The 15,587-nt window shown below is 68.0% G+C and carries 15 protein-coding genes; 12 read left to right on the top strand and 3 right to left on the bottom strand.

The annotated features are described in order from the left end of the window. Positions 1 to 50 precede the first annotated feature (50 nt). The 6 genes from P0Y33_RS07690 (at position 51) to P0Y33_RS07665 (ending at position 4,631) form a co-directional block, all read left to right on the top strand. Positions 51 to 524 (top strand): Hsp20/alpha crystallin family protein, encoded by a 474-nt coding sequence (locus P0Y33_RS07690; RefSeq protein ID WP_279529954.1) that lies wholly within the window; start codon positions 51 to 53, stop codon positions 522 to 524. A 128-nt stretch (positions 525 to 652) separates the two neighbouring features. Then, positions 653 to 898 (top strand): hypothetical protein, encoded by a 246-nt coding sequence (locus P0Y33_RS07685; protein ID WP_279529953.1) that lies wholly within the window; start codon positions 653 to 655, stop codon positions 896 to 898. 5 nt (positions 899 to 903) lie between these two features. Beyond that, the gene (locus P0Y33_RS07680; protein ID WP_279529952.1) at positions 904 to 2,106 is read left to right on the top strand and encodes an MFS transporter; all 1,203 of its coding nucleotides are present in this window, start codon (positions 904 to 906) and stop codon (positions 2,104 to 2,106) included. Between the two features lie 227 nt (positions 2,107 to 2,333). Beyond that, a complete protein-coding gene (locus tag P0Y33_RS07675; protein ID WP_279529951.1) occupies positions 2,334 to 2,810 on the top strand; it encodes a metal-dependent hydrolase in 477 nt (158 codons plus the stop codon). Between the two features lie 61 nt (positions 2,811 to 2,871). Further along, on the top strand, positions 2,872 to 3,807 hold the full coding sequence (locus P0Y33_RS07670; protein WP_279529950.1) for a winged helix-turn-helix domain-containing protein: 936 nt from the start codon (positions 2,872 to 2,874) through the stop codon (positions 3,805 to 3,807). 161 nt (positions 3,808 to 3,968) lie between these two features. Then, on the top strand, positions 3,969 to 4,631 hold the full coding sequence (locus P0Y33_RS07665) for a DUF6663 family protein (RefSeq protein ID WP_279529949.1): 663 nt from the start codon (positions 3,969 to 3,971) through the stop codon (positions 4,629 to 4,631). Here the strand turns inward: P0Y33_RS07665 and P0Y33_RS07660 are convergent. Beyond that, the gene (locus tag P0Y33_RS07660) at positions 4,628 to 5,551 is read right to left on the bottom strand and encodes a ketopantoate reductase family protein (protein ID WP_279529948.1); all 924 of its coding nucleotides are present in this window, start codon (positions 5,549 to 5,551) and stop codon (positions 4,628 to 4,630) included. The two genes, P0Y33_RS07665 and P0Y33_RS07660, sit on opposite strands and share 4 nt — an antisense overlap. 96 nt (positions 5,552 to 5,647) lie before the next feature. Between P0Y33_RS07660 and P0Y33_RS07655 the strand changes: the two genes are divergently transcribed. The 3 genes from P0Y33_RS07655 (at position 5,648) to P0Y33_RS07645 (ending at position 9,671) form a co-directional block, all read left to right on the top strand. Continuing rightward, positions 5,648 to 6,538, top strand: coding sequence for a DMT family transporter (locus P0Y33_RS07655; protein WP_279529947.1), 891 nt, complete (start codon positions 5,648 to 5,650; stop codon positions 6,536 to 6,538). Positions 6,539 to 6,617: 79 nt separating this feature from the next. Continuing rightward, positions 6,618 to 7,832, top strand: a complete 1,215-nt coding sequence (locus tag P0Y33_RS07650; RefSeq protein WP_279529946.1) for an MFS transporter — start codon at positions 6,618 to 6,620, stop codon at positions 7,830 to 7,832. Positions 7,833 to 7,901: 69 nt separating this feature from the next. Further along, positions 7,902 to 9,671, top strand: a complete 1,770-nt coding sequence (locus P0Y33_RS07645; RefSeq protein WP_279529945.1) for a DUF7261 family protein — start codon at positions 7,902 to 7,904, stop codon at positions 9,669 to 9,671. A 4-nt stretch (positions 9,672 to 9,675) separates the two neighbouring features. On the opposite strand, the gene P0Y33_RS07640 is transcribed toward P0Y33_RS07645, so the two are convergent. Beyond that, complete coding sequence (locus tag P0Y33_RS07640; RefSeq protein ID WP_279529944.1) at positions 9,676 to 10,071, bottom strand: universal stress protein; 396 nt, start codon at positions 10,069 to 10,071, stop codon at positions 9,676 to 9,678. Positions 10,072 to 10,179: 108 nt separating this feature from the next. On the opposite strand from P0Y33_RS07640, the gene ppc reads away from it, so the two are divergent. Then, entirely contained in the window at positions 10,180 to 12,897 is a 2,718-nt protein-coding gene (ppc, locus tag P0Y33_RS07635) for a phosphoenolpyruvate carboxylase (protein ID WP_279529943.1), read from the top strand. Between the two features lie 43 nt (positions 12,898 to 12,940). Here the strand turns inward: ppc and P0Y33_RS07630 are convergent, their stop codons facing one another. Beyond that, complete coding sequence (locus P0Y33_RS07630; protein ID WP_279529942.1) at positions 12,941 to 13,642, bottom strand: DUF4382 domain-containing protein; 702 nt, start codon at positions 13,640 to 13,642, stop codon at positions 12,941 to 12,943. Positions 13,643 to 13,809: 167 nt separating this feature from the next. On the opposite strand from P0Y33_RS07630, the gene P0Y33_RS07625 reads away from it, so the two are divergent. Next, positions 13,810 to 14,793 carry an ABC transporter ATP-binding protein gene (locus tag P0Y33_RS07625; RefSeq protein ID WP_279529941.1) on the top strand — a complete coding sequence of 328 codons (984 nt, stop codon included), beginning with the start codon at positions 13,810 to 13,812 and terminating at the stop codon, positions 14,791 to 14,793. Further along, complete coding sequence (locus P0Y33_RS07620; RefSeq protein ID WP_279529940.1) at positions 14,790 to 15,578, top strand: ABC transporter permease; 789 nt, start codon at positions 14,790 to 14,792, stop codon at positions 15,576 to 15,578. The genes P0Y33_RS07625 and P0Y33_RS07620 overlap by 4 nt, the downstream gene beginning before the upstream one ends. Positions 15,579 to 15,587 lie beyond the last annotated feature (9 nt).

The raw sequence follows: 15,587 nt of genomic DNA, 5'->3' as shown, positions 1-15,587 counted from the left end.
CGGCACGGTTATCTCCTCACGACGCCTCTATACCACTCGGTGATTACACGATGAGCCGTCGCACCTTCGACGAGATGGACCGCACGTTCGAACAGATGGAACGGATGATGCGCTGTATGCAGTCCCGGTGGGGCGCGCCCGTCGCGACCGACGAGAACCGCCTCGACCACGGGTCGACCGACCACGGCTACGAGGGGTCCACACCCGTCGGCGCCGACACCGCCGAGGTGGCCCTCGACTGGCACGCCGCCGACGACGCCTACACGCTGGTCGCCGACCTCCCTGGCTTCGAGAAGGAGGAACTCGACCTGACCGTCGAGGAGGGCGTACTCCGGATCGACGCCGAACACGTCGTCGAGACCGAGTCCACCCACCGTCGCCGCCACGTCCACGAGCACGTGACGCTCCCCGACGACGCACTGGTCGACGACGACGCCGTCGCGGCCACCTACCGCAACGGCGTCCTCGAAGTGACGATTCCCCGGTCGAGTGAGTCGAGCGGGACCCGCATCGACGTCGAGTGATCGGACCACGGTCCCGTCACCCTGGGACGGACCCGACGCCGTCTGCCGTCCACGTCGACGTGTGTGTCGAATTCGCAGACGGCGTCGATGCCACCACGTTTTTGCTCGGCTCACACTGACGATGAACCATGAGCCGGAACCTCGCGTCGCGTCTCGGGCCACAGCAGTTCGTCGGTGGGCTGTTCGGCCTCGTCGCCGCCATTCACTTCGCCCTCTGGACGAGCCACGCCGGGAACCCACTCCGCACGTCGCTCCAGCGAGGTGAGGTCGCCGCGGTTCCCAGTGCCGTCGTGAGTTACCTGAGCATCCACCCCGCGTACGCGCTCCTGTTCGTCGTCGGCGTCGCGGTCGTCGCTCGCGCCACGCTGGAGTAGCCGTGGTGGAAACTGACACCGAGAGCGGCGCATCCGGTCCGACGCGGAGTTGGCCGGCGGTCGGAACCGTCGCCGGGTGGCAAGTCGTCGCCAGCATCTGCTACTACGCGACGTTCGCCGCCACCGCGGGCATCAAGGCCGAGTTCGGCCTCTCGCGCTTCCAGGTCGGCATCGTCATCGCGACGCTGACGCTCGGCTACACGCTCTTCCTCTTCCCCGCGGGCGCGCTCGTCGACGCCTTCGGCGACCGACCCGCGATGGTCGGCGGACTGCTCGGGCTCGGACTCGGTGCGCTCGGGGTCGCCGCCGCACCGACGAACGGGTTCCTCGTCCTGCTCGGGGCCGTCTTCGTCCTCGGGGCCGCCTACTCCGGCGCGATGCCGTCGACGAACCGGGCCGTCGCCGACCGGGCCCCGCGGGGCCGATACAACCTCTCCGTCGGGTTGAAGCAGGTCGGTGTCACCGCCGGGAGCGCCGTCGCCGCGCTCCTCGTGACCGGGTTCGCCGCCATCGGCTTCTCCTGGCGAGCGGGGTTCGTCGCGGCCGCGCTCTGCTCGTTCGCGGTCGCCGTCGGGTTCGCCCTCCGGTACCGTGGGACCGGCGGGAGCGGCGAACTCACGATTCCGGAGGTCTCGCTGCTCGTCCAGAACCGCTCGCTCCGCCGATTGGTCGCCGTCGGGTTCTTCCTCGGCGCCTCGGTGTTCACGGCGACGGGCTACGTCGTCCCGTACCTCGACGAGAGCGTCGGCTTCTCCGTCGGTGTCGCCGGACTCGTCCTCGCGCTGATGCAGGTGACCGGGAGCGCCGGTCGCATCGTCGCCGGGAGCCTCGCCGACCGTCTCCCGTGGGGGTCGGCCTCCGCGTCGCTCGCCGTGCTCGGGGGACAGGCGGTCGGGGCGGCGGTGCTCCTCTGGCTCCTCCCGCTGTTCGAAGGCGTCGCCGTCTACGTCGCCTTCGCGGCCCTCGGCGTCGTCGTCCTCGGGGGGACCGGTCTCTACCACGGCGCGCTCGTCGTCATCGCCGCCGACGAGCGGTCGGGGGCCGCCACCGCCGCCGGCCAGACGACCATCAACCTCGGTGGACTCGTCGTCCCGCCGGTGTTCGGTCTCGTCGCCGACCACGGCGGGTACGAGGCCGCGTGGCCGGTGCTCGGGGCGTGCATGGCCGCCGCGTTCCTCCTCACCGTCTTCGTCCGGCGAACCGTCTAGGCGTACTTGGCGAGATTGGGCCGTTCAGGCGGCGTTTCGCCGGCGTGTGGCGGCACCGTCCGCCACGTTCTGCCGGCGCTACTGCTCCGCGAGGTGGGTCGCCGCACTCACCGAATCCGCCACCCCGCGGCGGTCTTCAGCGCACCCGGCAGAGTGGTGCCGTCTTCCGACTTGAACCTTCGTCCCGACCCGCCACACTCTATACGCCAGCGACCGTGTTCGGAGACGTGTACCGCGCGGGTCACTACGGCGTCTCGCTGCTCGTCTACGCTCCAGTGCTGGCTGTCCTCCTCGCGACTGGCTACCGCGCCGCCGCCGTCGCGGGCCTCGTCGGCGTCCTAGTCCTCGCACCGGTCCCCGACTACGACCAGCGTGTCCCCTTCGTCTCCCACCGCGGCCCGACGCACACGTTCGCCTTCGCCGGACTCGTCGGTGCCGCATTCGCCGGGGTGGTGCTCCTCGCCCCCGTCGAGGGTGTCGCCCGCCTCCCGCTCGCGGCCTTCGCGTTCGGTGTCGGTGCGCTCGGCATCGTCGCGCACCTCGCCGGCGACGTCCTCACACCCGCCGGAATCGAGCCGTTCTGGCCGCTCTCCTCGCGTAACTACTCGCTGTACCTGACCCGTGCGGACAACACGCTGGCGAACTACCTTGTCTTCTGCTGCGGCGTCGCGGCCACGGTCGGCGTCTACGTCCTCTTCGTGTAACTCATCTTTCAAAAACGCATTTCCGCAAACGTACTTGGTGGTGGCTGTCCTCTCTCTACACATGAGTTCCCTCGACGTCGACACCGAGGACCTCCCCGAGAGCCTCGAACCCGCGGCCGCGTTCGCCCTGCTCGGGAACGAGACCCGAATCCACATCCTCCAGGAACTCTGGCGTGTCGACGACCGACCGCTCAGTTTCTCCGAGTTGCGGCGCCGTGTCGGCGTCGACGACAGCGCACAGTTCAACTACCACCTCGGGAAACTCACCGATCACTTCGTCACCAAGACCGACAACGGCTACGACTTCCGGTACGCCGGCGAGAAGGTGGTTCGCGCCATCCTCGCGGGGACGTTCACCGACCACGTCGAGATGGACCTCCCGGTCGAGGGGTCCTGCCACGAGTGTGACGGCGACCTCCGTGCGGTGTACACCGACGAACGCCTCGCGGTCACCTGTGCGGACTGTGAGGCGCGCTACGGGCGGTACCCGTTCCCGCCCGGCGGACTGGCCGACCGCTCCCCGACCGAGGTCATGTCGGCGTTCGACCAGCGCGTCCGCCACCTCCACTGTCTCGCCGCCGACGGTGTCTGTCCCGAGTGTAGCGGCCGCATGGAGACGTCGTTCGTCGAGTGCGACGGGTCGCGCGAGGAGTGCGCCACGACCGACGACTTCGGACTCGACGTCCACGTCGCCCACGAGTGCGAGCAGTGCCACCACGTCGTCCGCTCGCCGGTCGGTCTCCGCCTGCTCGACCACTCCGCCGTCGTCTCCTTCTACGACGACCACGGCGTCGAACTGTCGTCGGAACCCTACTGGACGCTCGGGTGGTGCGTCCGCGACGACACGACCGAAGTACTCGAACGCGACCCTTGGCGCGTCCGTGTCGCCATCCCGCTCGGCGACGAGATTCTCTTCGTCACCATGGACGAGAACCAACGCGTGACGGACGTGACCCGTCGGAGCGGCACTCTCGAAGACACGAAGGGTGTCGTCTGAGCCGACCCGGTAGTACTCCTCGCGATTCGGCGGTGTTCGCTGCTTTCTCGACACTTAGTGTGACGCCCGACTAACGGGACGCTGCCGCGAGGCCAGGGGAACGGCCACCGGTCCGTTTTTCGAGGGACGCACTTTTGCCGTGGTGACCACTACCCGGAGCTATGACCCCGACGACCGGCGGCACCTACCGCGTCCTCTCGGCCGTGCGTGACGCGCCGGCGCTCCGTTGCATCCCGCTCGAAACCGACTCGGACGCCCCGCCCGACCCGGTCCGGGTCCGAACTGACGGGTACGACGGCGGTCTCGCGGACGCGTCGGCCGTCGCCGGACTCCGACCCGGATACGTCGTCGGCGCGACGCTCTCGTGGTCGGACGGCGAGGCCCGCTTCGCGTCGGTCGACGTCCGCGAACACACCCTCTTCGAGTTCGTCGAGGGAGTCTCCGGACTCTTCGAGGCCGCCCTCGACACGTGGGAGGAGGCCCGCCGCGAGGGCGTCGGCGTGAACAGCCGGCCCACGTTCAGTACCGACGGCGAACCGAACGGTGCCGTCTACACCTTCGCCGAGCAGTCCGGCGAGCGAGACGTCTTCGCCGAACTCCGCGACGGCACGCTCCCGCTCGAACCGCTGGTCGCCCGCCTCGACGAGCGAGCGTCCTGCGACCACGAGGTGTTCGTCATGCGGCCCGCGGCACACGACTTCGTCCTCGTCTACGGCGTGCTCCGCAAGGGGTCGGTCCTCGCGAACACCGTCCGCGACACCTACGACTGCCCTCGCCCCTCCGAACCGCTCGCCTCCGACGACGCCGACGCACCCTCGCTCTAACGCCTGTCGTACCCCGTCTCCGTGAGACGCACGAGGTCTGCGAGCGTCGACACGACCGGCGTCTCGATTCCCAACTCGAGACTCCGTCGCGCGACTTCGCCGTAGAGCGCCTCGACCTCCGTCCGCCGGTCCGCCTCGACGTCCTGGCGCATCGACGAGCGATTGCTCGCCGTCTCGTGTGCGACCCGCCGCGCCCGTTCGACCGCCGTCTCCGTGTCGACGTCACGCCCGTCCGCCCGCGCGACGGCCGCCCCCTCACGGACGGCGCGTTCGAGGAGGCGTTCGCCGGGGTTCGAGTCCACGAGTGCACCGTTCTCCACCCGCGCGAGCGCCGTCTGCGCGTTGATGCCGAGGTTGACCAGGACCTTCTGCCAGACGGCGCTCCGGGGGTCGTCGGTCACGCTCGTCTCGATGCCCGCCTCCGTGAGACGGGCGGCGAGGTCGCGGGTACGTTCGTCTGTCAGGGCGAAGTAGCGCCCGACGGTCGTCTCGCCCGTTCCGGCGTGGCGGACGTGGCCCGCTCGCTCGCGGGTCGCGCCGTGGGTCGTCGTCCCCGCGAGGACGTCGCCCTCCGGGACGAACTCGGCGACGGTCTCGGCGTTCCCGAGACCGTTCTGGAACGTACAGACCGCCGCGCCGTCGAGGAGTGCCTCGGCGTCGGTGAGGGCGTCGGCCGTGGCGTAGCTCTTGACGGTCACGAGGACGACGTCGACCGGGGCGACCGTGGCGGGGTCGGCCGTCGCCGCGACGTCGAGTGTTCGCGTCTCCCCCTCGCGGTCGGTGAACCGGAGGCCGTCCTCACGGAGTGCGGCGAGGTGCTCGCCCGGCCGTCCGACGAGCGTGACGTCCGTGCCCGCGTCGGCGAGGTGAGCGGCGAACAGACAGCCGAGGGCACCGGGACCGAGGACGGCGACGTGCATGGCTCGGGTTTCGCCGCGGTCTCGCAAAAACGATACGGGTCGTCGCCCGCGTCGGATTCCGGTACGGCTAACACCTCCCTCGACACACCTTTCGCCGTGCGACGAGACGCCGCCGCGCTCGGTCCGCCGACCGCCGCCGTCCTCTGGGGCGGGATGTACGTCGTCAGCAAGTGGGGATTCGGCGCGATTCCGCCGGTCACGCTCGCCTTCCTCCGGGTGCTCCTCGGTGGCGCGACACTCTACGCCGTCGTCAGTATCGTCTCCCCGGAGCGCGACTTCTCGACGTCCGAACGGCGTCGCTTCGCCGGTCTCGGAGTCCTCGTCGCGCTCACGCTCGTCACCCAGTTCGTCGGGACCGACCTGACGAACGCCAGCCAGGGGTCGCTGCTCACCGTCCTGACGCCGGTGTTCACGCTCCTCCTCGGTGCGACCGTCCTCGGGGAGTCCCTGACCGCGCGGAAGGTCGGCGGGATGGCACTCGCCGCCGTCGGGACGCTCGTCGTCGCCGCCGGGAGCTACGACCTCTCCTCGCTCGGGGCGGGCAACGCCCTCGGACTCGCCTCACTCCTCGTGGCGGGGGCCGCGTGGGCGGCGTTCACCGTCTACGGCGCGCCGCTCGTCCGACGCTACTCCGCGCTGGAGGCAGCCACCTACGGAACGCTGCTCTCCGTGCCCATCTTGGGCGTGCTCGCGGCCGTCGAACTCTGGACGCTCGGGATCTCTCCGCTCGCGCTCCCCACGTCGCTGCCGGTGCTCGGTGCCGTCGCCTACCTCGGCGTCGCGAGCACGGCGGCCGCCTGGTACTGCTGGTACGCCGGCGTCGAGCGCTACGAGGCGGGGACCGTCGCGGGCTTCTTCTTCTTCCAGCCAGTCGTCGGCGCCGCGCTCGGCGCCCTCTTCCTCGGCGAGTCGCTCGGCCCGCTCTTCCTCGTCGGCGGCGGCGTCATCGCCGTCGGCGTCTACCTGTCGAGTGTCGCCCGGGAGTGAGTGGAAGCGGGTCGCGGGGCCGGTCGAGCGGCGCACGAATCGTCCCGTTGAAGGCGGTCCGTTCCGCTAGTCGCTGGTAATGGACCAGAACGACCGCGCCATCACGGGACTCGTCACGCTCGCCCACGCGATGGTGCACACCTACGAACTCTCCATCCCCATCTTCGTCACCATCTGGCTGACGGAGTTCCCGGTGACGGCCGCCGACCTCGGCCTGCTCGTCACTGTCGGGATGGCGCTGTTCGGTCTCGGCGCGCTCCCCGGTGGAGTGCTCTCGGATCGCTACAGTTCGAAACGCCTCATCCTCGGCTGTCTACTTGGGATGGCCGTGAGCTTCGTCGTCCTCGGACTCGCGCCGTCGGTCGCGGGCGTCGCCGTCGCGCTCGTCCTGTGGGGGGCGGCCGCCAGCGTCTACCACCCCTCGGGGCTCTCGCTCATCAGCAACGGCACGACCGAACGCGGTCGCGCCTTCGCCTACCACGGGATGGCGGGTAACCTCGGAATCGCACTCGGCCCGCTCGTCACCGCGCTGCTTCTCTTGCGCTTCGAGTGGCGGACCGTCGCGCTCGTCCTCGCGGCCCCCGCGTTCGTCGCGGTCGTCGTCGCCGCCCGCGCCGACGTCGACGAGTACGCGGCCGTCGAGGAGTCGGCCGCCGACCGGAGTGCCGACCAGCCAACGTCCATCGGCGAGTTCGTCGACGCCTCGAAACAGTTGTTCGCGAGCGCCTTCGCCCTCGTCTTCCTCGTCGTGATGTGCTCGGGTCTCTACTACCGCGGCGTCCTCACGTTCCTGCCCGGCCTGCTCGCCGACCTCTCGGCGCTCCGCTCGGTCGTGGCCACCTACGGCGTCGACAACCCCGCGCGCTACCTCTACGCCGGATTGTTGATGGTCGGCGTCCTCGGCCAGTACGTCGGCGGCCGCCTCACGGACGTGATGCGTCCCGCTCGCGGCCTCACCGTCGCCTTCGCCGCCCTCGCCGTCGTCGCACTCGGGTTCGTCCCGCTCGCGAACGCGGGGACCGTCCCGCTCCTGCTCGGCAGCGCCCTACTCGGCTTCTCGCTCTTCGTCGTCCAACCGCTGTACCAGGCCGCCGTCGCCGAGACCACGCCCGCGGGCACGCGGGGCATCTCCTACGGGTACACCTACCTCGGCGTCTTCGGCGTCGGTGCTCTGGGTGCCGCCGTCGCGGGGACGATCCTCACCTACGCGACGCCGGCCGTCCTGTTCGTCGTCCTCGCCGGATTCGCCGCCCTCGCGTCGGCGACCGCCCTCGTCCTCCTCTTCCGGTGGTGAGTGGTGCGGCGGGACGAGCGCCGCTAGAGCGAGAACCTATATAGGCGACGAGACGGAAGGTGGGAAGCGATGGATCGGTCCCGGAGCCGCGCCCAGCTCATCCTCGTCGCGGGAGTGGGCATCGCGGTCACGTTCGTCGCGCTCGCACTCATCCTCAACACGGTCGTCTACACGGAGAACCTCGCGACCCGCCAGGGCGTCGACGGGCAGGACGCCATCGTCTTCGAACGCGCCGCCGAGGACGGCGTCGGTGGTCTCGTCTCACAACTCAACTACTACGACTACGAGAGCTACAAGGGGATCCACAGTTCGCTCGACGAGTCGGTCGCGGCCTGGGAGAACGAGTCGGCGTGGAGCGAGGCGTCGAGGGGGACCGCGGTTTCGGTCGGAGTCACCAGGGTGACGAACGGCGCGCACATCGTGCAGGAGTCAGAGCGAAACTTCACGAGCGCGGGTGGGAACACGAATTGGACGCTCGTGAACGACTCAACCGGGACACGGCGCTTCCGGATGAACGTCTTGACGTCGGCTCTCAACACACTCGACACGTCCCCCTTCACAGTCGTCGTCGACACGCAATCGAAGGGAACCTGGCGGGTGAGCGTCGGTCAAGACACCGAGTCGAAGGTCGCGGTGTCCGGCCCGACGTCGGGAACGTGCACGCGGAGTGCCGGGTCGAACCTCATCGTCGACCTGACCGGCGGGACCGTCGAAGGGACCGAGTGTGACCCCCTCACCACGATTCCGTGGGAGAACGCCACGTACTCGATAGCCTACGGCAACGCGGACAGCGTACAGGGCCGCTACACCCTGATCGTCGACGACCCGATCAGTTCGAGTTCGTTCACGTCGCCACCCTACTCCGGGACCTTCGGAGAAAACCCGTACGTCGTCCGCGCCATCTACGACGCGACGCTGAACCTCTCCGTCCAGAGCGAGAAACTCTCCTACACGTCGACGGTCGAGGTCGCCCCCGAGCGACCGGCAGGTGGGGAGACGTACGAAGTCGACGTGGGGACGCGGGCAGTTGTCTTCTCACCGACGGCAGGAAACCTCTCGTACGTCTGGCCGGACGGGACAGTCATCCGCACTTCGGTTCCCGTCTCCGAGGTCGAGGCAATCGGGCCACGACAGGTCGATCTCGATGGGGACGGCTACGTCGGAATTCCCTACGTCGACAGCAGCAACACTCTCCGTATTGTCGACGCGAACAGCAACCACGAACTCGCGACGGACGCTGTCGGCTCGACGACGCTCCTCGGTATCGGTAAGTGGCGCGGTGAGACGAGTGTTTACTACGTCAACTCCACGAACTATCTCTATCGGGTCGGCTGGAACACAGATACAGACACGGCTAGTACGCCGACAGAGATACAGGTCGGTGGGGCTCCGGTCGAAGCGAAGGCAATAGCGGGCGTCGGCGACTACACGAACGACGGCGATGCCGACCTCGTGTTCACTGGGACTTCCTACACCGCGAAGTACATCGACGACAACGACACGTACTCGACAGGAGTTACGGTCAGTTCGAGTACTGGTGTCGGCCTCGGGGACCCTCGACAGGTCGACAGTGACCCCGAAATCGAAGTCCCTATCGTGAAGAGTAACAACGTCAAGTTCCTTGAGTACGGGAAAGAAATGGAGACGCTCACGCCGAACGGCGGTGCCGAGGTGACACCCATCGCGGCCGTCAACTGGGTCGGCGGCCCGGCGAAGGAAGTCGTCTACTCCGATATGGACACAAACACCCTCTACTACGTGACACAGAAGGGTGAAACTGTCCAACTCCAGACGGAGAACGGGACGATTACCGTCGACGAAGGCGCTGGCGTCGCCTAACCACTCACTTCGACTTCCCGGTGACGATGACCGGGCGGTCGCTGCTCAGGATGACGTCCTGGGACGTACTCCCCAATAGCGCTTTCCCGGCCGGCGAACGCTTTCGTGCGCCGACACAGATCGCGTCGACGTCGAGGTCGTCGGCGGTCTCGACGATGAGACCCCCCGGATTGCCGCCGCCGTCTTCGTGGAGTTCGACCTCGACGCCCGCGTCTTCGAGGGAGTCGCGAGCGCGTCGGGCGCCTCCGTGCTGGCCGACCGACGCCCCGCTCGGGTTGTCGGTGAACACGTGGAAGACGTGCGCGACGATCTCGTCTCTACCCGGGAGGTCGGCGACCGCCGCCGCCTGTGCTCTGGCACGCTCCTCGTCGTCGTCGACTGGGATGAGTACTTCGTACACGCTACCTGCTGCGGCGTGCCACCACATACCAGTTTGGGATGAACATTTACTATGTTCGTACTCAATAAGTTCCAAATTTTTATGTGCGCGGGGGTGTGATGGGGTAGCATGGAACTACACGCGCGGAGCGTCGGCGAGGACGTCCGGGAGTTGGCCTCGCTCCTGGGGGACGTGCTGGCCGACCACGCGAGCGAACGAGCGTTCGACGCCGTCGAGGCGTCGCGGACGACTGCAATCGAACACCGGAAAGAGGGCGACGTCGACCCGGCGGCCGTCGCCGAGGCGCTCCACGACGCACTCGAAGACGAGGACACCGCTCAAGCAGTTGCCCGGGCGTACACGGTCTACTTCGAGTTGGTGAACCTCGCCGAGGAGCGCGAGCGAGTGCGCGCGCTCCGGACGGCCGAGCAGGAGGGAACGCTGGCGGACAGCGTCGCAGCAGCGGTCGAGTCCCTCGTTGAGAACGGTGCCGACGCCGACGAACTCGCCTCGGTCCTCGACGACGTGGACGTCGTGCCGACGTTCACCGCCCACCCGACCGAGGCACGGCGCAAGACCGTGAAGGGCATCCTCCGGCGCGTCCAGGACGACCTGCGCGACCTCGACGAGCGACGCCTGACCGACGCCGAGAAGGCCGCCCACGAGGCGAGTCTCGACGCGCTCGTCGAGTCGCTCTGGACGACGGGCCAGATTCGCGAGCGCCGCCCCGAACCCTTCGACGAGGCGCGCAACGTCCACTGGTACCTCGCGAACACCCTCTTCGACGTCGTCCCCGAACTCTACGACGAACTGGAGAACGCTCTCGACGAACAGTACGACGACTCTTCCGAGGTCCCCAACGTGCTCTCCTTCCGGTCGTGGGCCGGCAGCGACCGCGACGGCAACCCCTTCGTCACGCCCGAGGTCACCACGAAAACGCTCGAACGTCAGCGGTCGCTGGCTCTCGAGCGCTACGACGAGAAACTCGAGAGCGTGGGCGGCGTCCTCAGCCAGGAGGGGAGCCGACTCGCGGACGGCGAGATTGCCGAGTCGCTGGCCGACGACCACGACGCGGTCCCGACCATCGCCGAGCACGCCGCCGGGCGCTACCCGGACGAGCCGTTCCGCCAGAAAGTCTCGGTCGTGCGGGAGCGCCTCGACCGCGTCGAGGACGTCCGGCCCGGTGGGTACGACGATGCCGAGGAACTTCTCGCTGACTTGGACGACGTCGCCGAGGGACTGCGTGCGAACGGTCTCGACCGGCTCGCCGACGAGTACGTCGACCCACTGCGTCGGCAAGTCGAGACCTTCGGCTTCCACCTCGCGAGCCTCGACCTGCGCGACCACCGCGAGATGCACACGGACGCCATCGACGCCGCGCTCGCCCGTGAGGGCCTCGACTACGCGGGCATGAGCGAAGACGAACGCGTCGAGTTCCTCACCGACGCCGTCCTCCAGGACGAACCCGTCCTCGACCTCGCCGCGGCCGCCGACACGCTCGCCGAGTGCGAGGAGAACGACGATGCAGCGCGGGTGATGCGGCGGTTCGACGCGCTGGGCGACTGGCAGGACGAGTTCGGCGTCGAGGCCATCGACACCTACTGTATCTCGATGACCGAAGAGCCGAGTCACGTCCTCGAAGTGCTCTTCCTCGCCGACCAGGCCGGGGCGGTCTCGCTCCCAGACCACGCGGGCCTCGACATCGTCCCTCTCTTGGAAACCGAGTCCGCGCTCGCGAACGCCCGCGAGATTCTCTCGACGCTCTTCGAGAACGAGGCCTACTCGCAGGTCGTCGACCTCCGGGGAGACACCCAGGAGGTAATGCTGGGGTATTCGGACTCGAACAAGGAGAACGGCTACTTGGCGGCGCAGTGGTACGTGCACACGGCCCAGCGGCGTCTCTCGCGCATCACGGACGACCACGGCGTCGACCTGCGCCTCTTCCACGGTCGCGGCGGGTCCATCTCGCGCGGCGGCGGCCCGATGAACGAGAAACTGCTCGCCCTCCCCCGCGAGACCGTCACTGGTGAGGTGAAGTTCACCCAGCAGGGCGAGTCTATCGCGGAGAACTACGGGAACCACCGCATCGCCGAGCGGAACCTCGAACAGATGCTCGACGCACAGATTCGTGCCCGCCACGAGGCCGCCCACGGCGAGGGTCCCGACGTCGCCGAGGAGTGGGAGGAGGCGATGGACACGATGGCCGACGCGGCACAGGAGACCTACCGTTCGCTGCTCGACTCGGACGGATTCGTCTCCTTCTACGAGCAGATGACGCCCATCGAGGTCATCGAGGAGTTGAACCTCGGGTCCCGGCCCGCCTCGCGGTCGAGCGAGCGGACGGTCGAGGACCTGCGGGCCATCCCGTGGGTGTTCTCGTGGACGCAGACCCGCGCCATCGTGCCCGGGTGGTACGGCCTCGCGAGCGGTATCGACGCCTATCTCGACCAGGGCGGTGACGTCGAGACCCTCCAGGAGATGTACGAGGCGTGGCCGTTCTTCCGGACGGTCGTCGACAACGCGGCCAAGGCACTCGCACAGACTGAACTCGACGTCGCCCGCGACTACGCGGACCTCGCCGACGACGACCTGCGCGACGCCTTCTTCCCCCAGATAGAGCGTGAGTACGAGCACGCCGTCGACCGCGTTACGACAGTCGCCGAACGCGACTCCCTCCTCGAACGCGGCTGGCTCCAAAAGAGTCTCGAACGTCGCAACCCCTACGTCGACCCCCTCAACGCACTCCAGGTCGACCTCCTCGAACAAGACGAGCGATCCGACACCGAGGAACGCACCCTCCGACTCACCGTCAAGGGTATCGCCGCCGGCATGAAAAACACCGGCTAACCGGTCGGTTACTTATATACTCTCGAACGGTATATAAAAGAACTCAGCCGCCACAGCCGTCGCAGCCATCACATCCGCTCCCGCCGCCGTGGTGGTGTCCGCCGTCGGTTTCGTTCGTCCCGTCGTGGTGGTGTCCGTCGCCGTCACAGCCACAACCGTCGTCGATTCGGCAGAACGAGACGTCCTCGCCGGAGGCGCTGGCCCGTGGGACGAGGACGTACTCCCCGCTGCGGTTCACGACCGTCACGTCCACGACGAAGTCGACGACGCGGCCGTCCTGCACGCGGAAGCGGTCTTTCACCTTCAGGCGGTCACGTGGGAGGTCGACCCGGGTGGTAGAGCCGTTCGCCAGGGTGGCGTTCACGTCGCTCACGTAGACGAACGCCTTCTCGTACGTCCCGTTCTCGACGCTGAGGTTGCCCAGGAGCGTGGCGTTCTGTCCCTGCAGGCGGGTCAGGTCGACGGTCCGGTTGTCCACGTCGGCGACCGTCCAGCGGTTCCGGTGGTGGTGTTCGTGGTCGCCGTGGTGGCCGCTCCAGTTCCCGTCGTCCTTCTTCAGTCCGACCTTCGTGACGGTGACGTTCAGGTGCCGGAAGTCGTCGATGGCGTTCGTCTCGTCCGAGAGGTAGAGCGAGACCGTTCCGGTGTCGGCGCCGGCATCGCCGTCGGAGAGCGGGGCGACACCGGCGCACCCCGCGAGGACGACGGCGAGGACGAGCGCGACCGAGGCGAGTGTCCGAGACATACACGGAGTCAGGGATTCCGACGGAAAAGCGGTGGTGGCCACCTCGGCAGGAGGTGACGCCGGACACACGTCGTCCATCGCCGGGGCTTCGACACTCGAACGTAACAATCGGCCGCCCGGGCCGATTTCCGGCCCCTTTTCCCCGCGCTGCCAGTAGTTTCGGGTGAATGCCGCCAGCCATCCGGACACGAAATCTGGAGAAGGACTACGGCGACGTCCGGGCGCTGAAGGGGTTGGACCTGACGGTCCCCGAGGGCTCGTTCTTCGGTCTCCTCGGTCCCAACGGCGCCGGGAAGACGACGTTCATCAACGTCCTCGTCGGTCTCGTCCGTAAGACGGGCGGCGAGGCGGAGGTGTTCGGCCACGACGTCACGGAGGACTACCAGCAGGCCCGCGACGCCATCGGTCTCGCGCCCCAGGAGTTCAACGTCGACCGCTTCTTCCCCATCCGCGAGGTGCTCGAACACAAGGCGGGCTACCACGGCGTCCCGCCCGCGGAGGCGAAACGCCGTGCCGACGAGGCGCTCCGCCGGGTCGGCATCTACGACAAGCGCGACACCCGCTTCGACTGGCTCTCCGGCGGGATGAAACGGCGATTCGTGCTCGCCCGCGCGCTCGTTACCGACCCCGACCTGCTCATCCTCGACGAACCGACCGCGGGCGTCGACGTCGAACTCCGCCACGACCTCTGGGACCTCATCACCGACCTCAACGACGAGGGGACGACCATCCTCCTCACGACCCACTACATCGAAGAGGCCGAACGCCTCTGCGACCAGGTCGCCATCCTCGACGAGGGCCGTAAGGTCACCGTCGAGACGCCCGAGGAACTCACCCGCGAGGGCGTCGACACGCTGACGCTCACCCTCGATTCGGTCCCCGAGTCGGTCCCGACCATCGACGACGAACGGGTCGACTCGGTCGAACTCGACGGCGACGACCTCGTCGTCCGCACGCCCGACGGGAGCGGTCTCGCCCCGGAGGCGGTCCGCCAACTCGACCGGCAGGGAGTCCGCGTCGTCGACGTGGACGTCGAGCGCACCTCGCTCGAAGAAGTGTTCGTCAGCATGACCCGCGAGGGCGACGACGCCGAAACGAGCGACGAGTCGGCGTCTGAATCCGGCGACGACCTGGAGGTGTCGGCGCAGTGAACACCCTCGAACCCCTCACGAAGTTCCTGCCGACCGGGTTCGCGACGCTCGTCGAACGCGAGATCACGCGCTACGTCCGTCGCCCGCTCAACACCTTCCTCCCGCCGTTCATCACGAACGTCCTCTACTTCTCGGTGTTCGGGGTCATCCTCGGCGGACGCATCCAACAGCAGGGCGGCGTCCCGTACATCCAGTTCATCCTCCCTGGGCTGGTCGTACTGGGAGCAATCTCTAACGCCTTCGAGAACGCCTCGTTCTCCATCTTCCACGGGCGGTGGAACGAGTACATCCACGAGGCGCTCACCGCACCCCTCACCTACCGCGAGATGGTCGGTGCGTACGTCGCCGCCAGCGCCCTCCGCGGTGCCCTCATCGGCGTGCTCATCGCGCTCATCGGTGCCGCCTTCACCACCGTCGGTCTCGCCAGCGCGTTCTACGTCGTGGCGTTCATGGTCGTCATCACGACGCTGTTCGCCGCGTTCGGCGTCGTCGGCGGACTGTGGGCCGAGGACTTCGACCACCTGACGGTGCTCTCGCAGTTCATCCTCCGCCCCCTGGTGTTCTTCGGCGGTGTCTTCTACTCACTGGACGTCCTCCCGCCGTTCTGGCGCACCGTCTCGCTCCTCAACCCGATGGTCTACATGGTCAACGGCGTCCGCTACGGGTTCCTCGGGCACGCCGACATTCGCCCCGGAGTCTCGCTGGCCGTCCTGACCGGTCTCACGGTCGTCGTGCTCGCGATCGACGTCTGGTTGTTCGAGCGCGGCTACGGCCTGACCGACTGACTCCTTCTT

Source organism: Halospeciosus flavus, assembly GCF_029814175.1.
GTDB lineage: Archaea > Halobacteriota > Halobacteria > Halobacteriales > Halobacteriaceae > Halospeciosus > Halospeciosus flavus.
The sequence above is the reverse complement of the archived record's forward strand: the minus strand, read 5'-3'. Positions and strand labels throughout refer to the sequence as shown.